Below are 26,254 nucleotides of genomic sequence, written 5' to 3'. Positions count from 1 at the left end.
CGTGGGCCGTGGGCCTTGGGCCGGGGCGTCAGTCCTCGCAGCTGCCCACGGTGAAGGCGGCCCACCGCACCCCGTCGGCGGACAGGCGGAAGTCGCACCCGCCCTCGCTCACCAGCCGGCCCGGGGCGATCGTCGACGCGTGGCCGAAGTAGGGGCCCGTGATCCGGGTGAAGGTGCGGCCCCCGTCCGCGCTGGTGCAGTGGCCGCGCTCCGCGTACAGCCGCAGGGCGTCGCCCGCCCCCGGTATCAGCACGCCCAGCAGCGAGCGCGGTTCGCCCGTCGCGCGCGTCGTCCAGGTCCGCTCCCAGGTGCGGCCGCCGTCCCGGCTGCGGTGGACGGCCCGTACGTTCACCGGTTCGCCGGACGGCAGTTCGCCCTTCTCCGCCGCGTAGACCACACCGTCGCCCACCGAGACCCGCACGCCCCCGCCCGGCTGCCTGAGCGGCCGGTCCAGCCTGCTCGCCGTCCAGGTCCGGCCCGCGTCGCGGGACACGGCGACCGCCGGCTCGCCGCTCTTCGGGTCCTGCCCGGAGACCCACCACGATCCGTCGGGCTCGGCGTGCCGCGCCGGCACCAGACGCCCCGTCAGCGGCGGCAGGGTCCGCAGGGAGCGCAGCCTGCCGTCGTCGGGGGACAGCACCAGGAGCCGGTCCTGCGCGCAGCGGTGACCGTCCGGGGCGGTCGGGTACCCGCACAGCGTCGACAGCGCGGCGCCCGCAGGGAGCGAGCGCACCGACCCGGCGCGCCGTACGTCGCGCGCCTGCCAGGAGCGCCCGCCGTCCGCCGTGAACCACGAACGGTGCCGGTCGTCCTCCACCCCTTCGTGCAGCCACACCCGCCCGGAGCCGGGCACCCTCCTATCGGCCGACACGCCGTCCGTGCCGGACGGATCGAGCGGTGACGTGCCCAGCCGCCACCGCCGCGCGCCCTTGTCCAGCACCGCCACGTACTGCCGGCAGAACCCGTTCTCGGGCCGCCGCACGTCCTGCGCGCACATGGCGAGCAGCGCGAAGCCGCTGGCGTCCGCGGCGAGCCCCACCAGGTGCGCCGCGCCGGGCAGTTCGCGGCCGGAGGGCACCACCGGCACCGGACGCGCCGTCCGCGTCGCCCCCGGCGCGTCCCGGCGCCCCGGATCACGCTCCGGCGCCGCGCACCCCGCCGGCCACACCGGCGACGCGACGAGCACCACGCCCGCCAGCGCCCCCACCGAAGTGAACCGCTTGCTCATGACAGCCCCCGGTCTCGCGGTCCACGGCCCCAGTGGACCGCTTCTCCTTCTGGTACACCGCGGACCGCGACCGGGTTCCCCTTTCAGCCGGTCGGCTTCCTCACTGGTTCAGCCGTCCGAACCGCCGTACCGCCAGCGGAAAGAACACCGCCACCAGCACCACCGGCCACACCACCGCCAGCAGCCCCGCGTGTTCCGCGGGCCAGGAGGAGGCGGCCGCCGCCGGGCTGCCGAAGAGGTCCCGTACCGCCGTGGCGGTCGCCGACAGCGGGTTCCACTGGACGACCCTGCCGAGCCAGTCCGGCATCGACGCCGGCGCCGCGAAGACGCTGGAGAGGAAGCCCACCGGCCACACCAGGATCTGCACCGCCTGGACCATCTCCGGCCTGCCCGCCACCATCGCCAGGTGGATGCCGACCCACAGCATCGCGAAACGCAGCAGCAGCAACAGCCCCAGCGCCCCCAGGAACGCGAGCGGCCCGCCGTGCCAGCGCCACCCGACCGCCCACCCCACGCCGACCAGGATCACCAGGCCGGCCGCCGACTGGAGCATGTCCGCGACCGCGCGCCCCACGAGCACCGCCCCCGAGGTCATCGGCATGGAGCGGAACCGGTCGATGACGCCCTTGTTGAGGTCCTGGGTGACCGCGAGCATCGTCGCCTCCAGGCCGAAGGCCATGGTCAGCGCCAGCATGCCGGGCACCAGGAAGTCGACGTAGTCCCCCTGGACGCCCTTGCCGCCGCCGATCAGGAAGCCGAACATGAGCAGCAGCATCACCGGGAAGACCAGGCCGACGACGACCTGGACCGGCTGCCGCCCCCAGTGGGCGAGTTCCCGCCGCGTCATCGTCCAGGAGTCGGCGACCGCCCATCCGACCGCGTTCGCGCTCATGCCACGACCTCCTCGTCCGCGAAGTCCCCGGGTTCCGTCTCCTTCGTGAGGTGCAGGAACACCTCGTCGAGCGTCGGCCGGCGCAGCGCGATGTCCTCCGCCTCGATCCCGGCCGCCTCCAGCGCCCGTACGGTCCTGGCCAGCGCGGCCATCCGGTCCGCCACCGGCGCGCTGATCCGCCGCCGGTACGCGTCGGTCTCCGCGTCCGGGCCGACCAGGGCGGCCGCCGCGTCCAGGTGCCGCGCATCGCGCAGCACCACATCGATGCGGTCGCCGCCGACCGTGCGCTTCAGGTCGTCCGGCGTGCCCTCCGCGACGGCCCTGCCCCGGTCGACGACCGTGATCCGGTCCGCCAGTTGGTCGGCCTCCTCCAGGTACTGCGTGGTGAGCAGTACGGTCGTGCCGCCTCCGACCAGCGACCGCACCGCGCCCCACACCTCCGCGCGCCCGCGCGGATCGAGCCCGGTCGTCGGCTCGTCCAGGAACAACACCTGCGGGTCCGTGATCAGCGAGGCCGCCAGGTCGAGCCGCCGCCGCATGCCCCCGCTGTACTTGCCGACCGCCTTGCTCCCGGTGTCCGCGAGCCCGAACCGTGCGAGGAGTTCGTCCGCCCGCTCGCCCGCCCGGCGTGCCCCCAGGTGGTACAGCCGGCCGAACATCTCCAGGTTCTGCCGCCCGCCCAGTTCCTCGTCCACCGCCGCGTGCTGCCCGAGCAGCCCGATCCGCCGCCGCACCTCAGCGGGCCGCGACCGCACGTCGTACCCGGCCACCTCCACCCGTCCCGCGTCGTGCCGCAGCAGCGTGGCCAGGATCCGGACGATCGTGGTCTTCCCCGCGCCGTTGGGCCCCAGTACGCCGTGCACCGTGCCGCGCCGCACCACCAGGTCGAGACCGTCCAGGGCCCGCTTCTGCCCGTACCGCTTCTGTGCTCCTTCGACGACGATCGCCGCGTCGTCGGCGTGAGCGCCGGTCAATGACATCCCTCTCCTCCGGACAGGTGTAGTCAAACTTGACTACGGCCTCAAAGTAATCCGACCCTGCGGTGTTAGTCAAGCTTGATTAGTTGGCGTACGGGTTCTCCTGGCCGTCGGCCAGCCCCCCGACGAAGGGGTCGCCGCCCTCCCCCGCGAAGGTGTACGCCCCCGCCTCGATCCGGGCGATGAGCCCGCGCGTCCACTGGGCGCCGGCGTCCGCCGAGTGGACCCACATGTTCATGATCTCGCCGATGTGGCCGAGCGACTCGGGCCCGTCCTCCGGCGTGTAGTACTCGGTGACGGACGACCGCCACGCCTCCAGGCCCTCCACCCGCCGATTGAGCAGCTCGACCACCTCGGCCCGCTCCAGGTCGACGATGAAGCCGATCCCGGCCGACAGCACGTCCATCTTCTGGTCGTACGTCGTCAGCGCCTCGCGGAGCAGCGCGAAGTACTCCTCGGTGCCCTTGTCCGTGACCTCGTACTCGGTCCTCGGCGGCCCGCCGGCCGTGCTCGGCGCGATCTCGTGGGCCAGTAGCAGTCCCTGCTTGGCCATCTGCTTCAGCGCGTGGTAGATGGAGCCGGGCTTGGCGTTGGACCACTCATGGGCGCCCCAGTACTCCAGGTCGTTGCGGACCTGGTAACCGTGCGCGCGCCCGTGCTGGCGGACGGCCCCGAGGACCAGCAGCCTGATCGCTGACATCGCCGCACCCTTCTACTCAACTTTGATCAGAGGGTATCGGGTGCGGCCGGCGCGAAAGCGGCAGGTTCAGACCCAGGACTCGCCGCGTTCCAGGGCCACCAGCTCGAACGCCGTCCTGCCGTCCAGGCTCTCGCTGACGATGTCGGCGTGGCCGGAGTGCCGGGAGATCTCGGTGATCAGCCGCAGCAGCAGCCAGCGCATCGACACACGCTCGTCGTCCGGGAACGCCGGATCTCTGGCGCGACCTGCCGGGCCCGGGCGAGCCAGCTCTCCTCGACCTCCGAGACGTGCTTGAGGAGCCCGGCCAGCGACAGCTCGCCGGCGCTGGCCGGTCAGAACGGGAAGTCGGTCCGTCCGTGCTGTACGGAGATCCACTTCTGGGTGGTGAATGCCTCCACCGCCGACTCCCCGTTGAGCCGCCCGAGCCCCGAGAACTTCTCGCCGCCGAAGGCGACCTGCGGATCGTCCTGGACGGTCGAGTCGTTGACGTGGATCATGCCGGTCTCGACGCGCTTGGCGAACCGCACGCCCCGCTCCAGGTTCCCCGTGTGCACCGCCCCGCTCAGCCCGTACGGGCTGTCGTTGGCCATCCGTACGGCCTCCTCCTCGCCGTCGAAGGGGATCAGCAGCACCACGGGGCCGAAGATCTCCTGCGCCAGCACCGGGGAGTCCGCCGCCAGCCCGCTCAGCACCGTCGGCTCGACGAGGTTGCCGCGCGTAGATCCCTGGACGAGAGCGGTGGCGCCCTCCGCGAGGGCCTGCTCGACGAGCGCCGTCAGGGAGTCCGCCTGGAAGGTGTTGATGACGGGGCCTATGTGCGTTCTGGAGTCGGCCGGGTCACCGGTGACCAGGGACCGTACCTTCGCGACGAATTTCTCCGTGAACTCCGCCTCCACCGACCGGTCCACCAGGATGCGGTTGGCGGCCATGCAGACCTGGCCCTGGTACACGAAGCGGCTGAAGACGGCGGCGTCCACGGCGTAGTCGAGGTCCGCGTCGTCGAGGACGACCAGCGCGCTGTTGCCGCTCAGCTCCAGCACCGCGCGCTTGAAGTGGCTCGCGGCGACGGCGGCGACGTGCCGGCCCACCTTGTCCGAGCCGGCGAAGGAGATCACCTTCGGCACCCGGTGCTCTATCAGCGCGTCGCCGATCTCCGCGATGTCGGTGATCAGCACGTTCAGCAGTCCGGCGGGCAGCCCGGCGTCCTCGAAGATCTTGGCTATGAGGCCGCCGCCGACGACGGGCGTGTTCTGGTTCGGCTTGATCACGACCGCGTTGCCCAGCGCCAGCGCGGGGGCGACGGACTTGAGCGTCACCAGGAACGGGAAGTTGAACGGGCTGATGACGCCGACGACGCCGACCGGCAGCCGGTAGACCCGGTTCTCCTTGCCCTCCACCGGCGACGGCAGGATGCGCCCCTCGGGACGCACGGCGGTCTGCATCGCCTCGCGCAGGAACTCCTTGGCGAGATGGACCTCGTACGCCGCCTTCAGCCGGGTGCCGCCGAGCTCGTCGATGATCGCCTCGACGATCTCGTCCTCGCGGTCCTGCGTGATCCGCAGGGCGCGTTCGAGGACGTCCCTCCTGCGGTACGCGCTGGACGCCGCCCAGGCCGGCTGCGCGCGCTCCGCCGCGAGGTACGCCTCGTCGACCTCGTCCACCGAGGCGACGGTGATCGCGGCGAGCTTCTCCCCGTTGTACGGGTTGAAGTCGATGATGTCCCACGAGCCGCTGCCGGTCCGCCACTCGCCGTCGATGTACTGGTGGGCCAGGTCGGTGAAGAAGGACATGCGATCCCTTACTGCAAGGTGTGCAGGTGCGGACTCCTGATAAAACGTCATCGTACTGGCCGGTTATGTGAGTTGGAGCAGACCGCGGAGCACATCCCGCGTCTCGGCCGCACTCGGACTGTCCTTCTGCAGCCGCTCCATCACCCTCTGGTACTGCGCGACCTCCTCGCGCTTGTCCAGATAGAGCGCGCTGGTGAGCTGCTCCAGGTAGACGAGGTCCGAGAGATCCGACTCGGGGAACTGGAGCATGGTGAAGGCGCCGCTCTCGCCCGCGTGCCCGCCGAAACTGAACGGCATCACCTGAAGCGTGATGTTCGGCTGCTCGGACACCTCTATGAGGTGCCGCAACTGCCCCCGCATCACCCTCCGGTCGCCGTACGGACGGCGCAGCGCGGCCTCGTCCAGTACGGCGTGGAAGTGCGGCGCGCGCTCGGACACGAGCACCTTCTGGCGCTCCAGGCGCAGGGCCACCCTGCGGTCGATCTCGGCCGCGCTCGCGTGCGGCATGCCGCGCGAGACGACGGCGTGGGCGTAGCTCTCCGTCTGCAACAGCCCGTGCACGAACTGGACTTCATAGATCCGGATGAGGGAGGCGGCGCCTTCGAGTCCGATGTACGTCTGGAACCAGCCGGGCAGCACGTCGCCGTAACTGTGCCACCAGCCCGCCACGTTGGCCTCCCGGGCCAGGCTCAGCAGCGACTCGCGCTCCGCCTGGTCCGTGACGCCGTACAGCGTGAGGAGGTCCTCGACGTCTCTCGCCTTGAAGCTCACCCGTCCCAACTCCATGCGGCTGATCTTCGATTCGGATGCGCGGATCGAGTAGCCGGCCGCCTCGCGGGTGACTCCACGCGACTCACGCAGCTTCCTGAGCTGGGATCCCAGCAGGATGCGCCGCACCACGGAGCCGCTCGACTCGCCTGCGGTCACTTCTCCAGCCCTCCCCAGTCCGACAGTTCACTCGCGGAGCGACCTCCCCCAGGTGCCCGAGAGCCGCAGTCTGCCATTAAAACGCTTCAGCCCGTACTCATCCGATTACGGAAATGGCAAGAGCTGTACAAGTCATCGAAAGAGACCCCGGGAAGAAATGAGTCAGAAACGGCACGGGTTCGGACACGTCCGGCGCGTGCACGTGCATCTGCCCTTGCATCTGCCGTACGCATTCGGAACCATGGTCCGCGCGCACCTGCATGCTTTTTCGTGCTGTCGCCGTACCACCGCCGCATCGCTACCGCTGTATCGCAACGACCGCGAATCCCGGGAGTGCCTCGCATGGGGACGAATGGATCGACCATGCTCGAGCCGTTAAGGCAGGGCCTTCCACCCATCGACCCCGCAGCGGTCTCCAGCTCGGCATCCTGCGCCCTGCCGCCCCGGTACGAGGCCGTGCGCGGCGCCCGCCAGTTCACCCAGTCGACGCTGGCCCGGTGGGAACTCGGCGAGTGCTTCGACGACGTGGCGCTGGTCGTCTCCGAGCTCGTCACCAACGCGCTGCGGCACGCGCTGCCGGCCGACACCCCGCGCGGGGGCGAGCAGGACCCTCCCGTACGGCTGCATCTGATGCACTGGACCTCGCGCCTGGTGTGCGCGGTGCGCGATCCCAGCCACGAGAGCCCGGAGGCGCGGGAGACGGACGACTGCTCCGCCGAGTCCGGACGTGGCTTGTTTCTGGTGGATTCGTTCAGCGACAGCTGGGGATGGCACCCGCTCGCGGGGACGCTGAGCGGCAAGGTCGTGTGGGCGCTGTTCCGGCTCGGGGGCGAGCAGCGGTAACCGGCGGGGGCCGGACGCGCCGGGGGAGGCGCGGCAGGGGAAGGCCAGGAGGGAGCGGGGCGGCGGACCGGATGGTTCCGGTCAGCCGCCGGCCGTCAGGTGGTCGAACTCGCCGTCCTTGATCCCCAACAGCATCGCCTCGATCTCGGCGGGCGTGTAGACCAGGGCGGGCCCGTCCGGGTGCCGCGAATTGCGGACTGCCACATTCCCGCCGGGCAATTTGGCGAACTCCACGCAGGAGCCCTGCGAGTTGCTGTGCCTGCTCTTCTGCCAGACCACCCCGTGGAGCTCTGTGGCGGCCATGCCGTTGTACGCGTGGTGCACAGATCGCTCCCGGAAAGTGCAGATGTCAACTGCCCCGGATCATAGCTTTGTTCACTTGCTGATGCATGGGCAGATGCACGTGCACGCGGGGTGCCCCCTCGGTTACAGGTCCCCGGGGTCAGCGCGAGGAGTACGGCAGCAGGGCCATCTCCCTCGCGTTCTTGACGGCCCGGGTGAGCTGCCGCTGCTGCTGGGCCGAGACCCTTGTCACACGGCGGCTGCGGATCTTCCCGCGGTCCGAAATGAATTTCCGCAGGAGATCGGTGTCCTTGTAGTCAATGTACGTAATCCCCGCCTCGTCCAGCGGATTGGGGCGGGACTTGAGGGGCTTACGGGGGTCTTTACCTCGGGACGGGCGGGACATCATGCCTCCAGAAGGGAATCAAAAGAGGACGGCAGGCGCTTCCACGCATCGCGTCCCGCCGCGTATTCGGCGTCGGTCAACAAGCACGATTCGAGGAGCTCTTCGAGCCCGCCCCGGTCGAGTCCGGGTGACGTGAAGACCAGGTGCTGACAGCAGTCCCCGTGCTCGGGATGCCAGTCGAGCGCGGCCGCCGCCCTGCGGACGGGCGGCACCATCTCCCACGCGGCGTCCGGCAGCGACGCCAGCCACGGCCCCGCGCTCTCCACGCACAGCGCTCCGCCCGCCGCGTCCCACGCCATCAGCGTGTCCGGACGGTCCGCGAGCCAGAAACGGCCCCGGCTGCGGGCCGCCGCACAGGTCAGGTCCTCCAGCGCCGCGTACAGGCGCTCCGGGTGGAAGGGCCGCTTCCGATGCCACACCAGGGTGCCGACGCCCTGGTCGTCCGCGTCCTGCGGAAGCAGCGCGCAGGCGGGATGCTGGCGGGCCGCCGCCGCCTCGATGTCGAAGCCGGCGAAGGCCGCCTCGGCGAGCTCGCCGGACGCCGCCGCCACCCTGCGGGCCGTGGGATGCAGCTGCGCGAGCAGTGCCTCGTCCTGCTCGTCCGCCTCCTCGCTCTCCACCACGGCGAGGACCGGGGCGTACTCCAGCTGGCGCGCCCAGGTGTCGGCGACGGTCCGCTGGTCGGTCGCCGCCGCGGCCAGTCCGGCCTCCGCCAGGTCGTCGCCGCAGCCGAGGTACGGCAGGAGCAGCGCCGGGTCGACCGCCGTCATGACGGCGGTCAGGGCGAGCACGTCCCCGCCGTGCGCGACGACGACCTCGGCCATCGCCTTCGGCTCGACCGAGTCCCACAGCTCGACGATCGCGAGGCCGGTGAGACCGCTGCCGGCAAGCCGCTCCAGCTCCGGTACGAGGTCTTCGCGCAGCGCGCAGCACGCGCAGTCGTTGACCAGCGGAGCGTCGCCGGACGCGCTCTCACCGAGGCTGTCGCGGACCGTGCGGCGCACCGTCCCCTCGGCCGCGGTCGAGAGGTCGTGGTGCAGCGCGACGCTCCCGGGGACCCGGCGCAGGAGCTGTTCCACGACCTCCTTGCGGGCGTCGGAGTGCAGTCCGCCGACGATGACGACGGGCAGCCTGCCCTTCTCGCCCACTACTTCGCTCCGTAGCGGCGCTCGAAGCGCTCCACGCGCCCCGCCGTGTCCAGCACACGCGCCGTGCCGGTGTAGAAGGGGTGGCTCCGCGAGGAGATCTCGACATCGACGACGGGGTACGTACGGCCGTCCTCCCACTCCACCGTCTTGTCGCTGGTCATGGTGGAACGGGTGAGGAAAGCGAAGCCGCCGGCCTTGTCGCGGAAGACGACAGGGCCGTACGGCGGGTGGATTCCGGGCTTCATGTGCTGATGCCCCCTTCTGGTCTGGCTTCTGGTCCGGTCAGCGCTCTTCGCGGAAGTCGACGTGCCGGCGGACGACCGGGTCGAACTTGCGCAGCGTCATGCGGTCGGGGTCGTTGCGGCGGTTCTTACGGGTCACGTACGTGTAGCCGGTCCCCGCCGTGGACCTGAGCTTGATGATCGGGCGGACTTCGTTGCGTGCCATGTGGTTAGTATATGGAAATGGTTCCCATTTTCAAAGAGGAGTGATCGCACCTTGTCCGCCCACTGCCAGCTGACCGGCGCCCAGCCGGGATTCGGCAACAACATCTCCCACTCGCACCGGCGCACATCCCGTCGCTTCGACCCGAACATCCAGCGCAAGCGCTACTGGCTGGCGAGCGAGGGCCGCCATGTGCGGCTCGTGCTCAGCGCCCGGGCGATCAAGACCGTCGACGTGATCGGCGTCGAGGCGGCCGTGGCCCGCATCCGCGCCCGAGGGGTGAAGGTCTGATGGCGAAGAAGAGCAAGATCGCGCGCAACGAACGGCGCAAGGCCGTCGTCGAGCGGTACGCCGAGCGGCGGGCGGAGCTGAAGGAGATCCTCCGCAGGCCCGGAACGCCGGAGACCGACCGCGCCGCCGCCCTGGAGGAGTTGCGCCGCCAGCCGCGCGACGCGAGCGCCACACGCGTGCGCAACCGGGACAGCGTGGACGGCCGGCCGCGGGGCCACCTCCGGAGGTTCGGACTCTCCCGGGTCCGGATGCGGGAGCAGGCGCATGCCGGTTTCCTCCCCGGCGTACGCAAGTCCTCCTGGTAGCTTGGCGCGTCCCGACCTACCGAACATGGGGAGTCCGGAGTGCGTGAGTACGTACGTACCACCGTCGCGGCGGCGGCCGTAGCCGCTGCCCTCGTCCTGACCGGCTGCAGCGGCGACAACGGCGCGGACGCCGGCGGCGACAAGGGCAAGGACACGGGCGCGAACGGCACGAGCGGCGGCAGCGCCGGGCAGAGCAGCACCCCGCCCGGCGCGGATCAGGGGACGTCGGCGGACGTCGCCGGATCCTGGCTCGCCACGACCGACGGGAAGATCATCGCGCTGATCATCCAGGGTTCCGACGCGGCGGTCGCCGGTGAGCACGTCTGCTCCGGCACGGTCGCCGAGGGCGACAAGGTGACGCTGAGGCTGAAGTGCGCCGACGGCGACGCCGACCGTACGACCGGGGTGGTCACCCCGGGCGCCGGCGGCGACTCGATCACCGTGAAGTGGGGCAGCGGGATCAAGGACACCTTCAGGAAGTCCGCCGCCGGCGACAAGCTGCCGGAGGGGATCCCCTCGGACCTGCCGAAGCTGCCGGGTTCCTGACGACGGGTCGGTGACCACGTACGGGCCGCGGTCCCCTCCGGGGGCCGCGGCCCTTCGTCGTCCAGGGCCCGGGACAGGTCTTCCAGGGCGTCCAGGAGCATGCCCGCGCCCTTGCGCACGACCCGGCCGGGAACGCCCTCGCCAGCCGGTACGGGCGTCGTCGTGCGCCCCGGCAGATGGGCCTCCATCAGCATCGCCACCCGGCCCAGCTCTTGAGGCCGGAGCGAGCGGTCTCCTGCAGCGCCCGGAGCCAGCTCATGGGGCGAGCTTACGGCTGGGGCGGGTGCGGCGCGGGGTACGACGGGGGCGCGCCGTGCGGGGCGGGAGGCTCAGCGGACGGGGACCGCAACGGTCAGCGAGCCACGCCGGGGTGGCTGCGGGAGGGTCAGCGGGTTACGCCCGGGCGGGGGCCCATGCTGGCGCGGTCGGCCGCCGCGGTGCCGTGTTCCCAGCCCGCGTGGTCGCTGACGCCGCGCACCCGCGTGGACGTCGTCGCCGGGAACATCCGCTCCGTCCGGTCCTCCACCGCCAGGTCCCGCGCCGCGAGCACCGGCAGCAGCGAGCCGTCCGTCTCCTGCGTCACGTGGCCCGTCGCGTCCGACAGGCGCTGGCCGAGCCGGCTCGCGTACGCCGTCAGGAACGCCTGGCGGAACGCCTTCGTGCGCTTGCGGCCGCCCGCCCGTTGCGCCGCCTCCGCCCGCGTCATCGCCGCCGTGCCCTGCACGAGGAGGGAGGTGTAGAGCAACTCGACGGACTCCAGGTCGGGTTCGAAGCCGACGACCGTGGAGAAGTTGAAGCCGCTGTTCCACACCGCGCGGCAGCGGTTCGCGCCGGCGACCGCGTCGAGCAGGATCGCCTTGGCCGTCTCGTACGGGGCGTCCACGCCGATCCGGCAGGCCGTCGGCACGTCGCCGGTGTGCCCCTGCGCGGCCAGCAGCGCGGCGTCGATGCTGTGGCGCGCCATCAGCTCCTGTGCCTTCGCGGTGAGGGCCTCCGCCTCGTCCGGGAAGTCGGTCGCCTCCGCCTTGGCCAGCAGCGCGCGGATACGGCTGAGCATGCGCGGCTCGTCGGGGGTGGCCGCGTGCGGGCGTACGTGCGGGGACTCGCCCGGCGGCGGCCCCACCGGCTCGATCGCGGGGAGGCGGACGAGGAGGCGGAACAGTTCGAGGTGCGCCGTGGCGAGCGAGAAGCGGTCCGTCCGCTCGCGCGCGGCCAGTGCGTCGGCGTACCGCTCGTCGTCGTGCCACCAGGGCCGCGCCGCTTCGAGTTCGCGGAGCTGTGCCTCCCAGCGGGGGGCCGTCCGCGCGTACCTGCGGTTCTCGGCGGCGATCAGGTCGGTGGTCAGGCGCACGTGGCGGTCGTCGAGGTCGCGGCGGACGAGGCGTACGACGTCGGCGGGCTGCCAGCCCCGCTCCCAGGCGCGGCGTACCAGCTCCTCACCGCGCCGGAGGATCTCACGCCCCGCCGCGGACCAGGGCGCGGCGGCGATCAGCGAGGCGCCGAGGTCGAGGCCCGCGTCGCCTTCGGCGTACACCGCCGCGGATATCGCCTTCTCCACCTGCTCCATGCCCCCGATGGTGCCACGCGGGGACGTGGGGGTAGGGCCAGGCATACCCCGGGAGTCGGCTCAGCGGTCGTGTCCGGCGGGCGTCCGCCCGGAAGGCCGGCCGCATGATCGCACCGGCCGGCCGCAGCGCGGGCCTCCCGCTCGAAGCGGGGGCCGAGTCCACTCCCGCCCCGGCTCCGCGCTCCGACCTGCCAGGAGGGGACGTGCCGGGGCGCTCCCCGCAGGGCGTCGAACGCGACTACGCCGAAGGGCCGTGAGCAGTACCCGGACGTTCGGCGCCCGAGGAGACGCCCCGGCGCGGCACCGACCCCGAAGCCGCCGCACCAGCACCACCCGCGCACCCGCACCACACCACCCGCCGCCCACCCGCGCAGCCGCACCACCCGCACCCACCTGCGCCGCCGAGAAGCCCGTTGTCAGTGCCGGGTGCCAGACTCGCACCCATGAGCGAGCGCTGGGCCGTCGCCGCGACGGACGGGGGTGGGGCGCTGCTCGTGCCGCTGGGGCGGGACGGGCGGCCGGCCGGCGACGTGCTCAAGGAGCCCGACCTCGTGACGGCGGTCGGCTCCAGGCCCGGGGTCGGGCGGTGGGTGTGGCGGTCCACCGCCGAGATCTACCCCCGGCTGCTCGACGCGGGCGTGCGCGTGGAGCGGTGCTACGACGTGGAGGACGCGGAGTCGCTGCTACTGGGCCACGAGGGGCGCCACGGCGAACCGCGCTCCGCGGCGGCGGCCTGGGCGCGGCTGCACGACCGCCCCGTGCCGCCCGACCCCCCGCAGCGCGCCGCCGAGCCCGGATCGCAGTCGTCGCTGTTCGAACCGCAGCCCGTACCGGTGCCGTTCGAGGACCTGCTGGAGGTGTACGCCGACCAGCAGCGCAGGCACGGTGCGGCGGAGCACCCCGACCGGATGCGGCTGCTGACGGCCGCCGAGTCGGCGGGGATGCTCGTGGCCGCCGAGATGAACGGGGCGGGGCTCCCGTGGCGGGCGGACGTGCACCGGGCGGTGCTGGAGGAGCTGCTCGGCGAGCGGTACGCGGGCGGCGGCGACCCGCGCCGCATGGCCGAGCTGACGGACGAGATCTCGGCGGCGTTCGGGCGGCGGGTGCGGCCGGAACTGCCCGCCGACGTGATCAGGGCCTTCGCCCAGGCCGGGATCAAGGTCCGGTCCACCCGGCGGTGGGAGCTGGCGGAGGTCGACCATCCGGCGGTGGAGCCGCTCATCGCGTACAAGAAGCTGTACCGCATCCACACCGCGCACGGCTGGGGCTGGCTCCAGGACTGGGTGCGCGCGGGCCGGTTCAGACCCCAGTACCTGCCCGGTGGGACCATCACCGGCCGGTGGGTCACCAACGGCGGCGGCGCCCTCCAGATCCCGAAGGTGATCCGGCGCGCGGTGATCGCGGACGAGGGCTGGCGGCTCGTGGTCGCCGACGCGGACCAGATGGAGCCGCGCGTCCTGGCCGCGATCTCGCGCGACCCGGGGCTGATGGAGGTGGCGGGGCAGCCCGGCGACCTCTACAAGGCGGTGTCGGACCGAGCGTTCTCCGGTGACCGTGAGAAGGCGAAGCTCGCCGTGCTCGGCGCGGTGTACGGGCAGACCTCCGGGGACGGCCTGAAGAACCTCGCGGCGCTGCGAAGACGTTTCCCGCGCGCCGTCGCGTACGTGGACGACGCGGCGCGCGCGGGCGAGGAGATGCGGCTCGTACGGACATGGCTGGGGCGGACCTGCCCGCCGGCCGCCGGGGCCGGCGAGGACGGGGAGGCCGGCATCCCCCAGGAAGACGGTCCGTCCCGGCAGCAGGAGGTCGACGGGGAGTTCACCCCCGGGTACGCGTCGACGAACGCCCGCGCCCGGGGCCGTTTCACCCGCAATTTCGTGGTGCAGGGCAGCGCCGCCGACTGGGCGCTGCTGATGATGGCGGCGCTGCGGCAGAGCCTGCGGGCGGCGGGGCTGCGGGCGGAGCTGGTGTTCTTCCAGCACGACGAGGTCATCGTGCACTGCCCCGCCGAGGAGGCGCCGGCCGTGGCGGAGGCGATCCGCGCCGCCGGTGAACTGGCCGGGCGGATCGCCTTCGGCGAGACGCCGGTGCGCTTCCCCTTCACGACGGCCGTCGTGGAGTGCTACGCCGACGCGAAATGACGGCGCGGGGGGCTCTGCGCGCGTGGTCCGGCGTACTCGGCAGGACAGGGTGTCGTCGCAGGTCGGCGGGGGTGCGGTGAACGTGCGGAAATGTTTCACCTGGACGGCCGCTCATGACTCGGGCACCGGTGGGTACCCGCCGCGCATGAGCGCAATCCAGAGCACAAGCCCGAGCGAATTCGCCGGCCTCGTGTACCCCCTGGCCGCGAACGACCATCTCGTCGGCATCGCGCCGTTCGTCGCCGGGCTCGCGATCGCGGCTGCTCTGATCGCCGCCGTGTGGTGGGGCATCCGCATCAGGAACCGCGAACCGTCGCCGCCCACGCCCCAGGAGCAACCGCACCGCCCGGACGGCTCCGGCCCGCCCGAGGTCACGGAACGCCGGGAGCCCGACGAGGTGGTTCCCCCCGAAGGCGGACGCGGACGGCTCCTTCCGCACGAGCTGCGGAACACCGGCAACGCTTCCGGCCGGCCCAGCACCGGCGATCCCCAGGACACGCCCCGGTGGGACGAGAAGTCCGGAGGTTCGTTCGGCAGCGGAGGCCCAGGCGCCTGACCCCCGGCAGGCGCGGCGACGCCCTGCGGACCTGGAACGAACCCGGACCGCACCAGAACCGGACGGAGACCGACCACAGACGTGACGGGAGTGTCGACAAGGAGCACCTGCATGACCGCCCTCACGAGCACCCTGCCCGAAGCCGCGCGCAAGACCACCGCACAGGCCCGGCCCTCCAGGGCACGCTGGTGGACCTGCTCGGCCTGTCACTGCTGGCGAAGCAGGTCCACTGGACGATCGTGGGACCGCGCTTCCGCTCCATCCACCTCCAGCTCGACGAGGTGGTGACCTTCGCCCGTTCGTACGCCGATGTGGTCGCGGAGCGCTCGTCGGCCATCGGCGTCGCGCCGGACGGGCGGGTCGAGACGGTCGCCAAGACCGCCGAACTGCCCACGCCCGTCGACGGCTGGACGCAGGACAGCGAGGTCGTGGCCCTGGTCGTCGAGGCGCTCGGCGTGATCGCCACCAGGATGCGGGAGCGGATCGGGGCGACCGAGAAGCCGGACCCGGTGACGCAGGACATCTTCATCGGGCTCACCGCGGAGCTGGAGAAGCAGCGCTGGATGTTCCAGGCCGAGAACCAGCACTGAGGCCCGCCCGGCGCCGCCGGCCCGCCAGCACCGAGGGAGCCCCACGATGGCCGGGACACACCGAGTCACCGGAAGGACCGGCGGCGCGCACCCGGGTGAGCCGGGCGCCGGCGGCGAACAGGACGAGCGCGCCGCGCGCCGCCCCTCCACCCCCGCCCGCGCGTCCGCACGGGACACCGCCCGTGTCGCCGTACGGGTGGCGCTTCCGACGCTCGCCGGGGGTGTCGTCGTCCGCCGCAGGCGGGGCATGGCGCTCGCCGCCCGCCTCGACGCGGACCGCCACGCGGTGGAGCTCCTGAACGAGCTGCGCCGGCGGTACGGTCCCGGCCCGCTCCACCTGCGCCTGGCGGGCCGGGACGTCGCCCTGCCGCTCTCGGCGGAGGACGCCCGGCGGGTACTGGACGAGACGCCGGAGCCCTTCACCCCGGCGGCGCGCGAGAAACGTGCCGCGCTCGGCCACTTCCAGCCGAACGGCGTGCTGATCTCCACCGGCCAGGACCGCGAGGAACGACGGGCCTTCAACGAGGACGTCCTGGAAACCGGCCGCCATCTGCACCACCTCGCCCCGCGGTTCGTGCACACGGTCCGCGAGGAGGCCGCCGAGCTGCTCGGGAGCACCGGCCCGCTGGACTGGGACGCCTTCAACACGGCTTGGTGGCGGATCGTACGGCGGGTGGTGCTCGGTGACGCGGCGCGCGACGACACCACGCTCACCGACCGTCTCCAACGGCTGCGCGCCTTCGGCAACTGGGCGCCCGTGGTGCCGCAGCGCGTCACCGCCGCCTCCCGCGAGCGCTTCCTGCGCGACCTGCGCGCGTGCCTGGACCGGGCGGAGCCGGGCAGCCTCGCCGAGGCGCTCGGCCGCACGCCCGCCAAGCCGGGCGTCGACCCCGCGGGCCAGGTGCCGCACTGGCTGTTCGCGTTCGACGCGGCGGGCATCGCGGCCGCGCGCACGCTCGCGCTGCTGGCCACCCATCCGGCGCAGGAGCAGCAGGTGCGCAACGAGCTGGTCATACCGGACCTGGCCCGGCCGCAGGTGCTGCCGTACACCCGGGCGAGCGTCATGGAGTCCGTACGGCTGTGGCCGACCACGCCGTTCCTGCTGCGGGAGAGCACCCGGGAAACCCGGTGGGGCGAGGGAACCCTGCCCGAGGGCACGGCGGTCCTCCTGTACACCCCGTACTTCCACCGGGACGGCTCCGCGCCGTACGCCGACCGCTTCGTGCCGGAGATCTGGCTGGACGGCACGGCGTACACCGGCCCCGAGCTCGTGCCCTTCAGCGCGGGGCCCGGCGTGTGCCCGGGCGAGGACGTCGTCCTGCTGGTCACCTCGACCCTCGTGGCCGCGCTGCTGGAGCGGCACGACATCCGGCTGCGCGGGCCCGGCGGGCCGCGCTCCGGCCGGTCGCTGCCGTACACCCTCGACCACTTCGCCCTGCGCTTCTCCGTCGCCGCGCGGCCCTGAGGGGCACTCCCGCGTGCCGGGGCGCCGAGCGGCGCTTGTCAGTGGTGGGTGCCAGGCTGGATCTACGAGGATCTGCGCGACGAAAGGCAAGGTCATGATCACCACCGACTTCGTGCCCGGCTCTCCTTGCTGGATCGACCTCGGCGCTCCCGACGTCCCCGCCGCGGCCGGGTTCTACAGCGCCGTGCTCGGCTGGCAGTTCCAGGGCATGGGCCCGCAGGACGCACCGGACGCGGGCGACTACGGCATGTTCCAGCGGGACGGGAAGACGGTCGCCGGAATCGGGAAGCTCACCGAGGAAGGGGCCCGCTCGGCCTGGATGATCTACTTCTGTACGCCGGACGCCGACGCGACCACCGAGGCCGTGGAGCGGTCGGGCGGCACGGTCAGGGTCACCCCGATGGACGCCGACGGCGAGGGGCGGATGGCTCAGTTCACCGACCCGCAGGGCGGCCAGTTCGCCGTCTGGGAGCCGGGCTCCACCAAGGGGATGGAGGCCGCGGACCAGCCGGGCACCCTGTGCTGGACCGAGCTCTACACCACCGACTCGGCGGCCGCGAAGCAGTTCTACGGCGGGCTGTTCGGCTGGACCACCGACGACATGGAGATGCCGGGGGGCGGCGGGACGTATTCGATGATCACCCCGGCCGGCCAGCCCGCGGAACGGATGCACGGCGGCCTCCTGGAGGTCCCGTCGGAGGCACTGGCGCTGAACAGCGGCCGGCCGTACTGGCACCCGGTGTTCGCCGTCGAGGACTGCGACGCCACGGTCGCCAAGGTCACCGCGAACGGCGGCAGCTTGCTGATGGGCCCGGACGACGCCGAGGACGTCGGCCGGATGGCCCTGTGCGTCGACCCGCACGGCGCGGACTTCGTGGTGCTCACCCCTGCCACACCGGCCCCGGCCTGAGGCGGCCGCCGGCCCCACCGGCATCGCGGCCACCGGTACTCCGGTACTCCGGTACTCCGGTACTCCGGCAGGAGCCGCGCTCCTGCGCGCGGGAGCCCGACCGGCGCGGCGCCGGCCCGGACCCCCGCGTGCGCTGCCGCGCGTCGCCACCTGCGCTCCCTCCGCGCTCCCTCCGCGCTCCCTCCGTGCTCAGGCCGCGGCGACTGCCACGATGCCGAGCCAGATGCCGAGCCCCTGGCCGGGCGGGTCCCGTCAGTTCGGGCGTAGGTGAAGGGCGAGCCCCGCGATCGTGCCGCAGGGTCGACTTCCCGGACCCCGAGGGGCCCATGACGGCGGTGAAGGTGCCGGTCCCCAGGCTGAGCGTCACCCCGTCGAGCGCGGTCACGGCGCTCTCCGCCGTTCCGTAGACCTTGCCGACCGATACGAGCCGCAGGGCGGTGGCCGTCCGTCGGCTGCGCTCCGTGCGGCGGAACATCCTTGCACCTGGGTACACCGTCGGCCGGGCGCCCCCGCACCCCTGAATGCTTGATTCTGTTCGTAAGACGCATCCTGCGAGCACCTATTGACATGCAACTGGCAATCCCGCGAGAGTCGACCCCGCCAGTGAAGTGATGCCGGTCACGTATCGAGGAGCGTCTCGTATGCCCGAAATCCCCGCAGTCTCACGTCGCTTGCTCCTGGGAGGGACGCTGGCCACCGGAGCGTCGCTCGCCGCCGGGATCGGATCGGCCCCGAGCGCGGCGGCGGCGCCCACGGCCGCCGAGAGCGCCGCTGCCGTCGGCTCCGCCGAGACGCCGCGCCGCAGGCCGGGCCAGAAGTCGATGATCAACGTGCCCTTCACGCCCTACAAGACGGTCCGCGTCGGCGTGATCGGACTCGGCAACCGCGGCTCCGGCATGACCACCGGCTGGTCCGTCGTCCCCGGCTGCGTCGTGACCGCCGTCTGCGACATCCGCGCCGACCGGGCCAAGCGCACCGCCGACCAGCTGGTCGCGAAGGGCAAGCCGCGCCCGGCGGAGTTCGGCGGCTCGGCGGACGCGTACGAGGAGATGCTCAAGCGCGACGACATCGACCTCGTGTACATCGCGACGCCGTGGGAGTTCCACTACGAGCAGGGCAAGGCCGCGCTGCTGGCGGACAAGCACGTCGTCGTCGAGCTGCCCATCGCTACGGAACTGCGCGAGCTGTGGGACCTCGTGGACACCTCGGAGCGCACCCGCAAGAACCTGATGCTGTCCGAGAACTGCAACTACGGCCGCAACGAACTGGCCATGCTCAAGGCCGCGCACGAGGGCCTGTTCGGCGACATCACCAACGGCCACGGCGGCTACCTGCACGATCTGCGCGCCCTGCTCTTCTCCCCCACGTACTACACCGACTCCTGGCGCCGCCTCTGGCACACCCGCAGCACCGCGTCCTTCTACGCCATGCACGGCCTGGCCCCGATCGCGGCGGCCATGGACATCAACCGCGGCGACCGCATGACGACGCTGAAGGCGACCGCGACCGCGCCGAAGGGCCTCGCCGACTACCGGGAGCGTTTCGTCCCCCGGTCGCACCCGTCGTGGAACGAGACGTACGTCAACGGCGACCTGGTGACCTGCTCGATCGAGACGGCGAAGGGCCGGACCATCAGGGCGGAGCACGACGTGAGTTCGCCCCGCCCGTACAGCCGCATCAACTCCATCGCCGGGACGCGCGGGATCTTCGAGGACTACGCGGGTACGTCGACGACCGGCGGCCGCATCTACGTCGAGCCGGACCACGGCGGCCACTCCTGGCGGGACTTCGACACGTACCGCAAGGAGTTCGACCACTGGCTGTGGAAGAAGATCGGCGACGACGCCGCGAACAACGGCGGCCACGGCGGCATGGACTACGTACTCCAGTGGCGCACGGTGCAGACGATGCGAGCGGGGCTGGTGCCGGACATCGACGTGTACGACTCGGCGGCCTGGTGCTCGCCGGTACCGCTGAGCGTCATGTCGCTGGCCGCCAAGGGACGGCCGGTCGCGATACCCGACTTCACGCGCGGCGGCTGGGTCAACCTGCGCTCCGGCCTGGACTCGCGCATGACCGAGATGCCCCCCGTTTCCTGAGCTGCCGGACGCACCGTCGAAGGAGCAGGCCATGAGATCAGCCTCTGTCCCAGCCTCAGCCCCCGCACGACTGATCACCCCTCTGCGCGCACTGGCCGCCGCGGTGGCGGGCGCGGTGCTGCTCGTCCCGGCCCAGACGGCGACCGCGGCCGGGCCGCGGGCCACGACGGCGGCGGCCGGGACGGAGGTGACCGTCTCGCCCGTGGACCTGGACGGTCCGGCCGTCTCGACGGTGAAGGTGACCGTCAAGAACGCCGGTCCGCAGCGCATGCGCGCGTTGCGGGTGGCGTTCGCCGGACCGGTCGGATGGGCGGTCCAGCCGTCCGTACGGGCCGTCGACGGCTCGCTCGCGGCCGGCGCCACGGCCGCTGCGACCTTCCGGATCCAGGTGCCGGAGAAGCGGCCCGGTTTCGTGATCCGTACGTTCCGGGCGACGGCGACGTACACGGGCGGCGACGGCGAGGGCACGGCCACCGGCACCCGGACGGAGCGGTCCGGGACGCCGCAGCCGAACCTGGCGGCGGCGTACAACAACGTCGCGATCACCGACGAGTCCGCGACGAGGGCGGGCGACTACGACGGCGAGGGCAACAGCTTCTCCGCGCAGAGGCTCGCGGCGGTGGGCCTGACGCCGGGAGCCTCCGTCGAGGCCCTCGGGGCCAGGCTGACCTGGCCGGACGTGCCGGCCGGGACGAAGGACAACGTGGCGAGCGGCGGGCAGGCGATCGCCCTGGGCGGCAAGGGCGCCAGGCTGGTGTTCCTCGGCTCGGGCGTCACCAGCGCGGCGACGGGCAGCGCGACCGTCCACTACACCGACGGGACCTCCAGTACGGGCGCCTTCGGCTTCCCCAACTGGTCCTTCGACCCCGTGACGGCGCACGGCGCGACGCTGGTCAAGTCGACCGACGGCCGCAACCGCCAGGACGGGTACGGCAACGCCACGGTGAAGTACAGCGTCTTCGCGCACGCGGTGCCGCTGGACCAGGAGAAGACGGTGGAGTTCGTGGTCCTGCCGGCGAACGCCAACATCCACCTCTTCGCCATGGCGATAGCCGGGCCGTAACCCCGTGCCCGGACCGCCCCTCCGGACCGGCCCCGAGCCGACCCGGAGGGGCGGGAGGCCGTGGCGAGGGGCCGGGCCCCCTTCTCACACGGCGATCACCTTGATCCCCGCAGCGGTGAGCCGCTCCACCGCCTCCGCCGAGATCCCCGCGTCCGTGACCACCACGTCGATCCGGTCCAGCCCGCAGATCCGGGCGAACGCCCGCTTCCCCATCTTCGACGAGTCCGTCACCACGATCACCCGGTGCGCCCGCTCCGCGAACAGCCGGCTGACGCTCGCCTCGTCCTCCTGATGCGCCATCACCCCCAGGTCCGGGTCCACCCCGTCGACGCCCAGCACCACGACGTCCAGCACGACCTCGTGCAGTACGCCCGTGGTCAGCGGCCCGACCAGCTCGAACGTCTGGGGCCGCGCCACCCCGCCCGTGACCACGATCTTGATCTGCGGCCGTACGGCCAGCTCCCCCGCGATGTTGAGCGCGTTGGTGACCACCGTCAGCGCCGGCCCCGCGCCCCCGGTGCCCGGGCCGGCCGCGGACGCCCGCAGCGCCAGCGCCCGCGCCACCTCCGTGGTCGTCGTGCCGCCGTTGAGCCCGACCACGTCCCCGTCGGCGACCAGCTCCGCCGCGGCCGCCGCGATCCGCTGCTTCTCCGACGCGTGGCGCGAGGACTTGTAGCGCAGGGGCAGTTCGTACGAGACACCGTGTGCGATCGCCCCGCCCCGCGTCCGTACGAGCATCTGCTGCTCCGCCAGCTCGTCCAGGTCCCGGCGGATGGTCGCGGCCGAGACCTCCAGGGTGCTCGCGGCCTCCTCGACCTCCAGCCTGCCCTCGGCGGCCAGCAGTTCCAGCAGTGCGCTCCACCGCTCGTGTTTCGACATGCGGTCGGACTCCTTCACGACATGGACTGCGGGTTCGGCTTGGTGGATACTCGCCCCACGGCGGGCAACGCTCGAATCTGCTTGGAAAGCCCGCCCTTCGAGCAGCTTCAATCATATGGGAGCCACTACATGCCCACCGCCGGTCCTTCCACCTCCCGCACCACCGCCGAGATCACCTCTCAACCTGCCACATGGGCCCAGGCCGCCAGGACGCTTTCCGCCCACACGGACGCCCTGCCCCGCCGCGGCGAGCGCGTCGCCGTCGTCGGCTGCGGCACCTCCTGGTTCATGGCCCAGGCGTACGCCGTACTGCGCGAGAGCGGCGGCCACGGCGAGACGGACGCCTTCGCCGCCTCGGAGTTCCCGTACCGCGCCGGCTACGACCGCGTCCTGGCGATCACCCGCTCCGGCACCACGACCGAGGTGCTTGAGGTCCTGCGGCGCCTGCGGGGCGCGGTGCCCACCGGCGCGATCACCGCCGACCCCGGCACACCCGTCATGGACGCGGCGGACGCCGTCGCCGTACTGGACTTCGCCGACGAGGAATCGGTGGTGCAGACCCGCTTCGCCACCACCGTCCTCGCGCTGCTGCGCGCCCACCTGGAGACGGAGGGTGCGCTTCCGCCCGGGGTGCGCCCTCTCTCCGAGGCCATCGAGGACGCCGCGCGGGCGATCGCCGTACCGCTGCCCGCCGAGGTGCTCGGTGCCGAGCAGTTCACCTTCCTCGGCACCGGCTGGACGTACGGACTCGCCCTGGAGGCCGGGCTCAAGATGCGCGAGGCGGCGGGCGCCTGGACCGAGGCGTACCCGGCGATGGAGTACCGGCACGGGCCCATCAGCATCACCGGCCCCGGCCGCGTGGCGTGGATCTTCGGCACGCCGCCGGACGGCCTCACCGACGACATCGCGCGCGTCGGCGGCACGACGACCGCCGCGTCCCGGAGCGGCACCGCCGGCGCCCTGGACCCGCTGGCCGACCTGATCCGCGCGCAGCGCCTGGCGGTCGCGCTCGCCGAGTCCCGGGGCCACGACCCCGACAGGCCCCGCAACCTCACCCGGTCCGTGGTGCTGGAACAGAGCGCGTCGTAACCCTCAGCCCGTCTCCCCCAGCCGGTACGCCGTACGGTCCCGCCAGCGGTCGCCCTCCCGGACGATCAGGTGCACCGCCTCGATCCGCGAGGTCACGGGCAGGGCGGGAGCGCACTGAGCCTCCAGGACGTCGTACGCGCGCTCCCAGGTCCCGGGACCCTCGTGGTTGGCCACCGTCAGATGCGGGTCGAGGCCCTCGCCGAACAGGCCCCGGTACGGAACCACTTCGGGCCAGCGCGCGGTGAGTTCCTTGGTGAGCGCCCGTACCGGATCGGCCGGCGTCGGGTCGAGGTAGAGGACGCCCGGGTACCGCCCGAACCCGGTGAACGTCAGCTCGAAGGCGTCGTGCGAGCGGAACAGGCCGAGGAGTTCGCGGTGGACCGCGCCGTCCATCCGGCTCTCGTGCAGGAAGGGGTAGAGGACGGTCACATGGGCCGCGATCCCGGTCCTGACGAGCGGATCGGCCTCCGGCACCTTGATCGTCAACGCCGTGTCCCCGGCGACGTCCGGCCACCCCAGCGCCCCGCCCCCGTCCGTCACCCGCCGCCCCATCACCCGTCACCCGTCACCCGCCGGCCGCTCCCCGCGAGGGGCCAAGGGAACCACACGCCCCGCACGCGGCCCCCACCGCACACCCCCGGCGCGCCCGGAGAGGGTCGCGCCGGGGGTGTGCGGCCACAGAGGCAGCAGTGGCTGAAGCGCCGGCAGCGTCAGACGGAGGTGGGGAAACGCTCCCACACCCGGTGCTGCCCCAGGAGCCGCGTGACCTGCTCCAGCACGTCCGTACCGCTGCCGGCCGTCACCACGCCCGGCGCCCCGACGGGAACCCCCGCGGACTCCAGCACCCGCTCGGCGCCCGCCCAGCCCCCGATGGCCTTGCCGTGCCGGAACGCCTCCAGCAGCATCAGCTGCACCCGGGGATCGGTCGCCGCCCCGGCCGGTGCCACCGCCTCGGCGGACTTGGCGTCCCGCACGCCGGAAGCGTCACTTCCGACCCGGGGCACCCCCGCCACCAGCAGGGCGTCGTACTCGACCGACCGCGCGGTGACATACGTGCGCTGGACGGCGAGCGGCTCACCGCCGCCCTCCAGCTTGCCGCCCTCCGGGGCGATCAGCAGCGGGACCATCCCGGCGTCCAGCACCGCCTGCCGTACGGACCGCACCCCGTCGAGATCGCCGTCGGAGTCGGCGACGATCCCGATGATCCGTCCGTCCAGCGGCCAGCTCTGCCCGAGCTGGGACAGGGCCGGGCTGGGCTCCGGGGTCGTCAGGGTCACGGTGGCCGCCGGCGCCGGCAGGCCGAGGCCCGTCGCGACCTGCTCGCACAGTTCCGGGTCGATGTTGGCGAGCACCTTCAGCGCGCGCTCCTTGACGGACTGCTCGTAGCACTTGTTCAGCTCGAAGGTGTACGCCGCGATGATGTGCTCGCGCTCGACGGGCGTCATGCTGAGCCAGAACAGCCGGGGCTGGCTGAAGTGGTCCGCGAAGGAGGCGGGCGCCTCGCGCACCTTCCTCGCGGCCGGCACCTCCCGGGGCACCTCGATGTACGCGCCGGTGTCCGCACCCGCCAGGAACGGGCAGCCGCCGTCGAGGGAGTTGGGCCGGTAGGGTGCCGCTCCGCTGTGCACGGCCGTCTGGTGCATGCCGTCGCGCAGCATGTCGTTGACCGGCGCGTGGGTGCGATTGATCGGGATCTGGGCGAAGTTGGGCCCGCCCAGACGGCTGATCTGGGTATCGAGGTACGAGAAGAGCCGGCCGCTGAGCAGCGGGTCGTCGGTGATGTCGATGCCGGGCACGAGGTGCCCGGGGTGGAAGGCGACCTGCTCGGTCTCGGCGAAGAAGTTCGTCGGGTTGGCGTTGAGCGTCAGCAGACCGATCGGCTGTACGGGCGCCAGCTCCTCCGGGACGATGTTCGTCGGGTCGAGCAGGTCGATGCCCTCGAAGACCTGCTCGGGCGTGTCGGGGAAGGTCTGGATGCCGAGCTCCCACTGCGGGTACGCGCCCGCCTCGATCGCGTCGGCGAGGTCCCGGCGGTGGAAGTCGGGGTCCATGCCGTTGACGAGCTGCGCCTCCTCCCAGACCAGCGAGTGCACCCCCAGCTTGGGCTTCCAGTGGAACTTCACCAGCGTCGTCGCGCCTTCGAGGTTGACCAGCCGGAAGGTGTGGACGCCGAAGCCCTCCATCATCCGGTACGAGCGCGGGATGCCCCGGTCCGACATGTTCCACAGGGTGTGGTGGGTCGCCTCGGTGTGCAGGGTGACGAAGTCCCAGAACGTGTCGTGGGCGCTCTGAGCCTGCGGGATCTCCCGGTCCGGGTGGGGCTTTCCCGCGTGGATGATGTCCGGGAACTTGATCGCGTCCTGGATGAAGAAGACCGGGATGTTGTTGCCGACGAGGTCGAAGGTGCCTTCCTCCGTGTAGAACTTCGTCGCGAAGCCCCGGGTGTCCCGCACGGTGTCCGAGGAGCCGCGTGACCCGAGGACGGTAGAGAACCGTACGAACACCGGCGTCTCGACGTCCTTCCCCAGGAAGGCCGCCTTGGTGACCTTCGAGGCGGTGCCGTACCCCTGGAAGATCCCGTGCGCGGCGGCGCCGCGCGCGTGCACGACCCGCTCCGGGATGCGCTCGTGGTCGAAGTGGGTGATCTTCTCGCGCAGGTGGTGGTCCTGGAGCAGGACCGGCCCGCGCGCGCCGGCCTTGAGGGAGTGATCGGTGTCGTACAGCCGCGCCCCCTGAGCCGTGGTCAGGTACGCGCCCCCCTGGGCCACGTCGGTCCGCGCGGCGCCGGTGGGCTTGCCGGTCGGGCCGACCGTCGCGGGGCCGTTCTGGTCGGGCTTGGGCGGCAGGGGGTCCCGGACCTCTGTCGGCTCGTCGACCGGCGGCGTCTCGGTGCCGGGCTTCCCCGGAATGCCGTCCTGCGGGCCGTGGTCACCGCTGACCATGTCGACGGCCTTCGCCGCCGCCGCTTTGACCGGGTTCTTCTCGCTCATCTGTTCTCCAACCGTGTGGGGGGCAACGTGACAGCTATGACCCGCACCGCAGAAGAGGAAACTGCGCTGAGGGCCCACGCGACCGCACAGACCAGGGCCTGTGGTCGGCGCCCGCGCGGGTACCCC

General features: G+C 72.3%; 28 protein-coding genes and 1 pseudogene. 13 read left to right on the top strand and 16 right to left on the bottom strand.

The window, feature by feature from the left end; all coding sequences use genetic code 11:
* Positions 1 to 28: 28 nt before the first annotated feature.
* From IE185_RS18520 to IE185_RS18490, 7 genes and pseudogenes are all read right to left on the bottom strand, one after another.
* Positions 29 to 1,228: a sialidase family protein gene (locus IE185_RS18520; RefSeq protein WP_229843580.1), complete on the bottom strand. Its 1,200-nt coding sequence runs from the start codon at positions 1,226 to 1,228 to the stop codon at positions 29 to 31.
* A 100-nt stretch (positions 1,229 to 1,328) separates the two neighbouring features.
* The gene (locus IE185_RS18515; RefSeq protein ID WP_189715552.1) at positions 1,329 to 2,120 is read right to left on the bottom strand and encodes an ABC transporter permease; all 792 of its coding nucleotides are present in this window, start codon (positions 2,118 to 2,120) and stop codon (positions 1,329 to 1,331) included.
* Positions 2,117 to 3,094: an ATP-binding cassette domain-containing protein gene (locus tag IE185_RS18510; RefSeq protein ID WP_229843579.1), complete on the bottom strand. Its 978-nt coding sequence runs from the start codon at positions 3,092 to 3,094 to the stop codon at positions 2,117 to 2,119. Before IE185_RS18510 ends, IE185_RS18515 begins: the two co-directional genes overlap by 4 nt.
* An 85-nt stretch (positions 3,095 to 3,179) precedes the next feature.
* Entirely contained in the window at positions 3,180 to 3,797 is a 618-nt protein-coding gene (locus IE185_RS18505; protein WP_189715550.1) for a PadR family transcriptional regulator, read from the bottom strand.
* A 66-nt stretch (positions 3,798 to 3,863) separates the two neighbouring features.
* Positions 3,864 to 4,123: pseudogene (locus IE185_RS18500) on the bottom strand (mycothiol transferase); the annotation flags it as partial.
* Between the two features lie 6 nt (positions 4,124 to 4,129).
* Complete coding sequence (locus tag IE185_RS18495) at positions 4,130 to 5,587, bottom strand: aldehyde dehydrogenase family protein (RefSeq protein WP_138898622.1); 1,458 nt, start codon at positions 5,585 to 5,587, stop codon at positions 4,130 to 4,132.
* A 63-nt stretch (positions 5,588 to 5,650) separates the two neighbouring features.
* Complete coding sequence (locus IE185_RS18490; protein WP_138898621.1) at positions 5,651 to 6,514, bottom strand: Sco1979 family transcriptional regulator; 864 nt, start codon at positions 6,512 to 6,514, stop codon at positions 5,651 to 5,653.
* A gap of 342 nt (positions 6,515 to 6,856) precedes the next feature.
* Here IE185_RS18490 and IE185_RS18485 point away from each other — a divergent pair, with 342 nt between their 5' ends.
* Positions 6,857 to 7,357, top strand: a complete 501-nt coding sequence (locus tag IE185_RS18485) for an ATP-binding protein (protein ID WP_167518871.1) — start codon at positions 6,857 to 6,859, stop codon at positions 7,355 to 7,357.
* An 81-nt stretch (positions 7,358 to 7,438) separates the two neighbouring features.
* Here IE185_RS18485 and IE185_RS18480 read toward each other — a convergent pair whose 3' ends face one another.
* The 5 genes from IE185_RS18480 to rpmG form a co-directional block, all read right to left on the bottom strand.
* Positions 7,439 to 7,681 (bottom strand): DUF397 domain-containing protein, encoded by a 243-nt coding sequence (locus IE185_RS18480; RefSeq protein WP_189715548.1) that lies wholly within the window; start codon positions 7,679 to 7,681, stop codon positions 7,439 to 7,441.
* Positions 7,682 to 7,799: 118 nt separating this feature from the next.
* On the bottom strand, positions 7,800 to 8,045 hold the full coding sequence (gene rpsR / locus IE185_RS18475) for a 30S ribosomal protein S18 (RefSeq protein ID WP_138898867.1): 246 nt from the start codon (positions 8,043 to 8,045) through the stop codon (positions 7,800 to 7,802).
* A complete protein-coding gene (locus IE185_RS18470; RefSeq protein ID WP_138898866.1) occupies positions 8,045 to 9,193 on the bottom strand; it encodes a CobW family GTP-binding protein in 1,149 nt (382 codons plus the stop codon). The genes rpsR and IE185_RS18470 overlap by 1 nt, the downstream gene beginning before the upstream one ends.
* Complete coding sequence (locus tag IE185_RS18465) at positions 9,193 to 9,438, bottom strand: type B 50S ribosomal protein L31 (RefSeq protein WP_138898865.1); 246 nt, start codon at positions 9,436 to 9,438, stop codon at positions 9,193 to 9,195. Before IE185_RS18465 ends, IE185_RS18470 begins: the two co-directional genes overlap by 1 nt.
* A 37-nt stretch (positions 9,439 to 9,475) precedes the next feature.
* Positions 9,476 to 9,640, bottom strand: a complete 165-nt coding sequence (rpmG, locus tag IE185_RS18460) for a 50S ribosomal protein L33 (RefSeq protein WP_138898864.1) — start codon at positions 9,638 to 9,640, stop codon at positions 9,476 to 9,478.
* Between the two features lie 51 nt (positions 9,641 to 9,691).
* On the opposite strand from rpmG, the gene rpmB reads away from it, so the two are divergent.
* The 3 genes from rpmB to IE185_RS18445 are packed head-to-tail and all read left to right on the top strand — an operon-like array spanning position 9,692 to position 10,779.
* Complete coding sequence (rpmB, locus tag IE185_RS18455) at positions 9,692 to 9,928, top strand: 50S ribosomal protein L28 (protein WP_069927670.1); 237 nt, start codon at positions 9,692 to 9,694, stop codon at positions 9,926 to 9,928.
* A complete protein-coding gene (gene rpsN, locus IE185_RS18450) occupies positions 9,928 to 10,233 on the top strand; it encodes a 30S ribosomal protein S14 (RefSeq protein ID WP_138898863.1) in 306 nt (101 codons plus the stop codon). Before rpmB ends, rpsN begins: the two co-directional genes overlap by 1 nt.
* Positions 10,234 to 10,272: 39 nt before the next feature.
* Positions 10,273 to 10,779 (top strand): hypothetical protein, encoded by a 507-nt coding sequence (locus IE185_RS18445; protein ID WP_167518870.1) that lies wholly within the window; start codon positions 10,273 to 10,275, stop codon positions 10,777 to 10,779.
* A 385-nt stretch (positions 10,780 to 11,164) separates the two neighbouring features.
* Here IE185_RS18445 and IE185_RS18440 read toward each other — a convergent pair whose 3' ends face one another.
* Entirely contained in the window at positions 11,165 to 12,346 is a 1,182-nt protein-coding gene (locus tag IE185_RS18440; protein WP_138909946.1) for a DUF2786 domain-containing protein, read from the bottom strand.
* Positions 12,347 to 12,450: 104 nt separating this feature from the next.
* Between IE185_RS18440 and IE185_RS18435 the strand changes: the two genes are divergently transcribed.
* The 8 genes from IE185_RS18435 (at position 12,451) to IE185_RS18400 (ending at position 21,170) form a co-directional block, all read left to right on the top strand.
* Positions 12,451 to 12,603, top strand: a complete 153-nt coding sequence (locus IE185_RS18435; protein WP_170198454.1) for a hypothetical protein — start codon at positions 12,451 to 12,453, stop codon at positions 12,601 to 12,603.
* A gap of 186 nt (positions 12,604 to 12,789) precedes the next feature.
* A complete protein-coding gene (locus tag IE185_RS18430; RefSeq protein ID WP_189715546.1) occupies positions 12,790 to 14,487 on the top strand; it encodes a bifunctional 3'-5' exonuclease/DNA polymerase in 1,698 nt (565 codons plus the stop codon).
* Positions 14,488 to 14,632: 145 nt separating this feature from the next.
* The gene (locus IE185_RS18425; protein ID WP_138899113.1) at positions 14,633 to 15,043 is read left to right on the top strand and encodes a DUF6479 family protein; all 411 of its coding nucleotides are present in this window, start codon (positions 14,633 to 14,635) and stop codon (positions 15,041 to 15,043) included.
* A 188-nt stretch (positions 15,044 to 15,231) separates the two neighbouring features.
* On the top strand, positions 15,232 to 15,633 hold the full coding sequence (locus IE185_RS18420; RefSeq protein ID WP_373303739.1) for a Dps family protein: 402 nt from the start codon (positions 15,232 to 15,234) through the stop codon (positions 15,631 to 15,633).
* Positions 15,634 to 15,679: 46 nt separating this feature from the next.
* Entirely contained in the window at positions 15,680 to 17,098 is a 1,419-nt protein-coding gene (locus tag IE185_RS18415; protein WP_189715544.1) for a cytochrome P450, read from the top strand.
* Between the two features lie 94 nt (positions 17,099 to 17,192).
* A complete protein-coding gene (locus tag IE185_RS18410) occupies positions 17,193 to 18,008 on the top strand; it encodes a VOC family protein (RefSeq protein ID WP_138897363.1) in 816 nt (271 codons plus the stop codon).
* 641 nt (positions 18,009 to 18,649) lie between these two features.
* A complete protein-coding gene (locus IE185_RS18405) occupies positions 18,650 to 20,107 on the top strand; it encodes a Gfo/Idh/MocA family protein (RefSeq protein ID WP_138897362.1) in 1,458 nt (485 codons plus the stop codon).
* A 31-nt stretch (positions 20,108 to 20,138) separates the two neighbouring features.
* On the top strand, positions 20,139 to 21,170 hold the full coding sequence (locus IE185_RS18400) for a beta-sandwich domain-containing protein (protein WP_138897361.1): 1,032 nt from the start codon (positions 20,139 to 20,141) through the stop codon (positions 21,168 to 21,170).
* Between the two features lie 84 nt (positions 21,171 to 21,254).
* Here IE185_RS18400 and IE185_RS18395 read toward each other — a convergent pair whose 3' ends face one another.
* Positions 21,255 to 22,049: a DeoR/GlpR family DNA-binding transcription regulator gene (locus IE185_RS18395; protein ID WP_138897360.1), complete on the bottom strand. Its 795-nt coding sequence runs from the start codon at positions 22,047 to 22,049 to the stop codon at positions 21,255 to 21,257.
* A gap of 129 nt (positions 22,050 to 22,178) precedes the next feature.
* On the opposite strand from IE185_RS18395, the gene IE185_RS18390 reads away from it, so the two are divergent.
* Positions 22,179 to 23,138 (top strand): SIS domain-containing protein, encoded by a 960-nt coding sequence (locus IE185_RS18390; RefSeq protein WP_138897359.1) that lies wholly within the window; start codon positions 22,179 to 22,181, stop codon positions 23,136 to 23,138.
* Between the two features lie 3 nt (positions 23,139 to 23,141).
* Here IE185_RS18390 and IE185_RS18385 read toward each other — a convergent pair whose 3' ends face one another.
* Positions 23,142 to 23,678: a 2'-5' RNA ligase family protein gene (locus IE185_RS18385; protein WP_229843578.1), complete on the bottom strand. Its 537-nt coding sequence runs from the start codon at positions 23,676 to 23,678 to the stop codon at positions 23,142 to 23,144.
* 170 nt (positions 23,679 to 23,848) lie between these two features.
* The gene (locus IE185_RS18380) at positions 23,849 to 26,128 is read right to left on the bottom strand and encodes a catalase (protein ID WP_189715535.1); all 2,280 of its coding nucleotides are present in this window, start codon (positions 26,126 to 26,128) and stop codon (positions 23,849 to 23,851) included.
* Between the last annotated feature and the right edge of the window lie 126 nt (positions 26,129 to 26,254).

Source organism: Streptomyces chryseus (genome assembly GCF_014650755.1).
Classification (GTDB): Bacteria; Actinomycetota; Actinomycetes; order Streptomycetales; family Streptomycetaceae; genus Streptomyces; species Streptomyces chryseus.
This window is presented reverse-complemented; position numbering and strand designations above follow the sequence as displayed.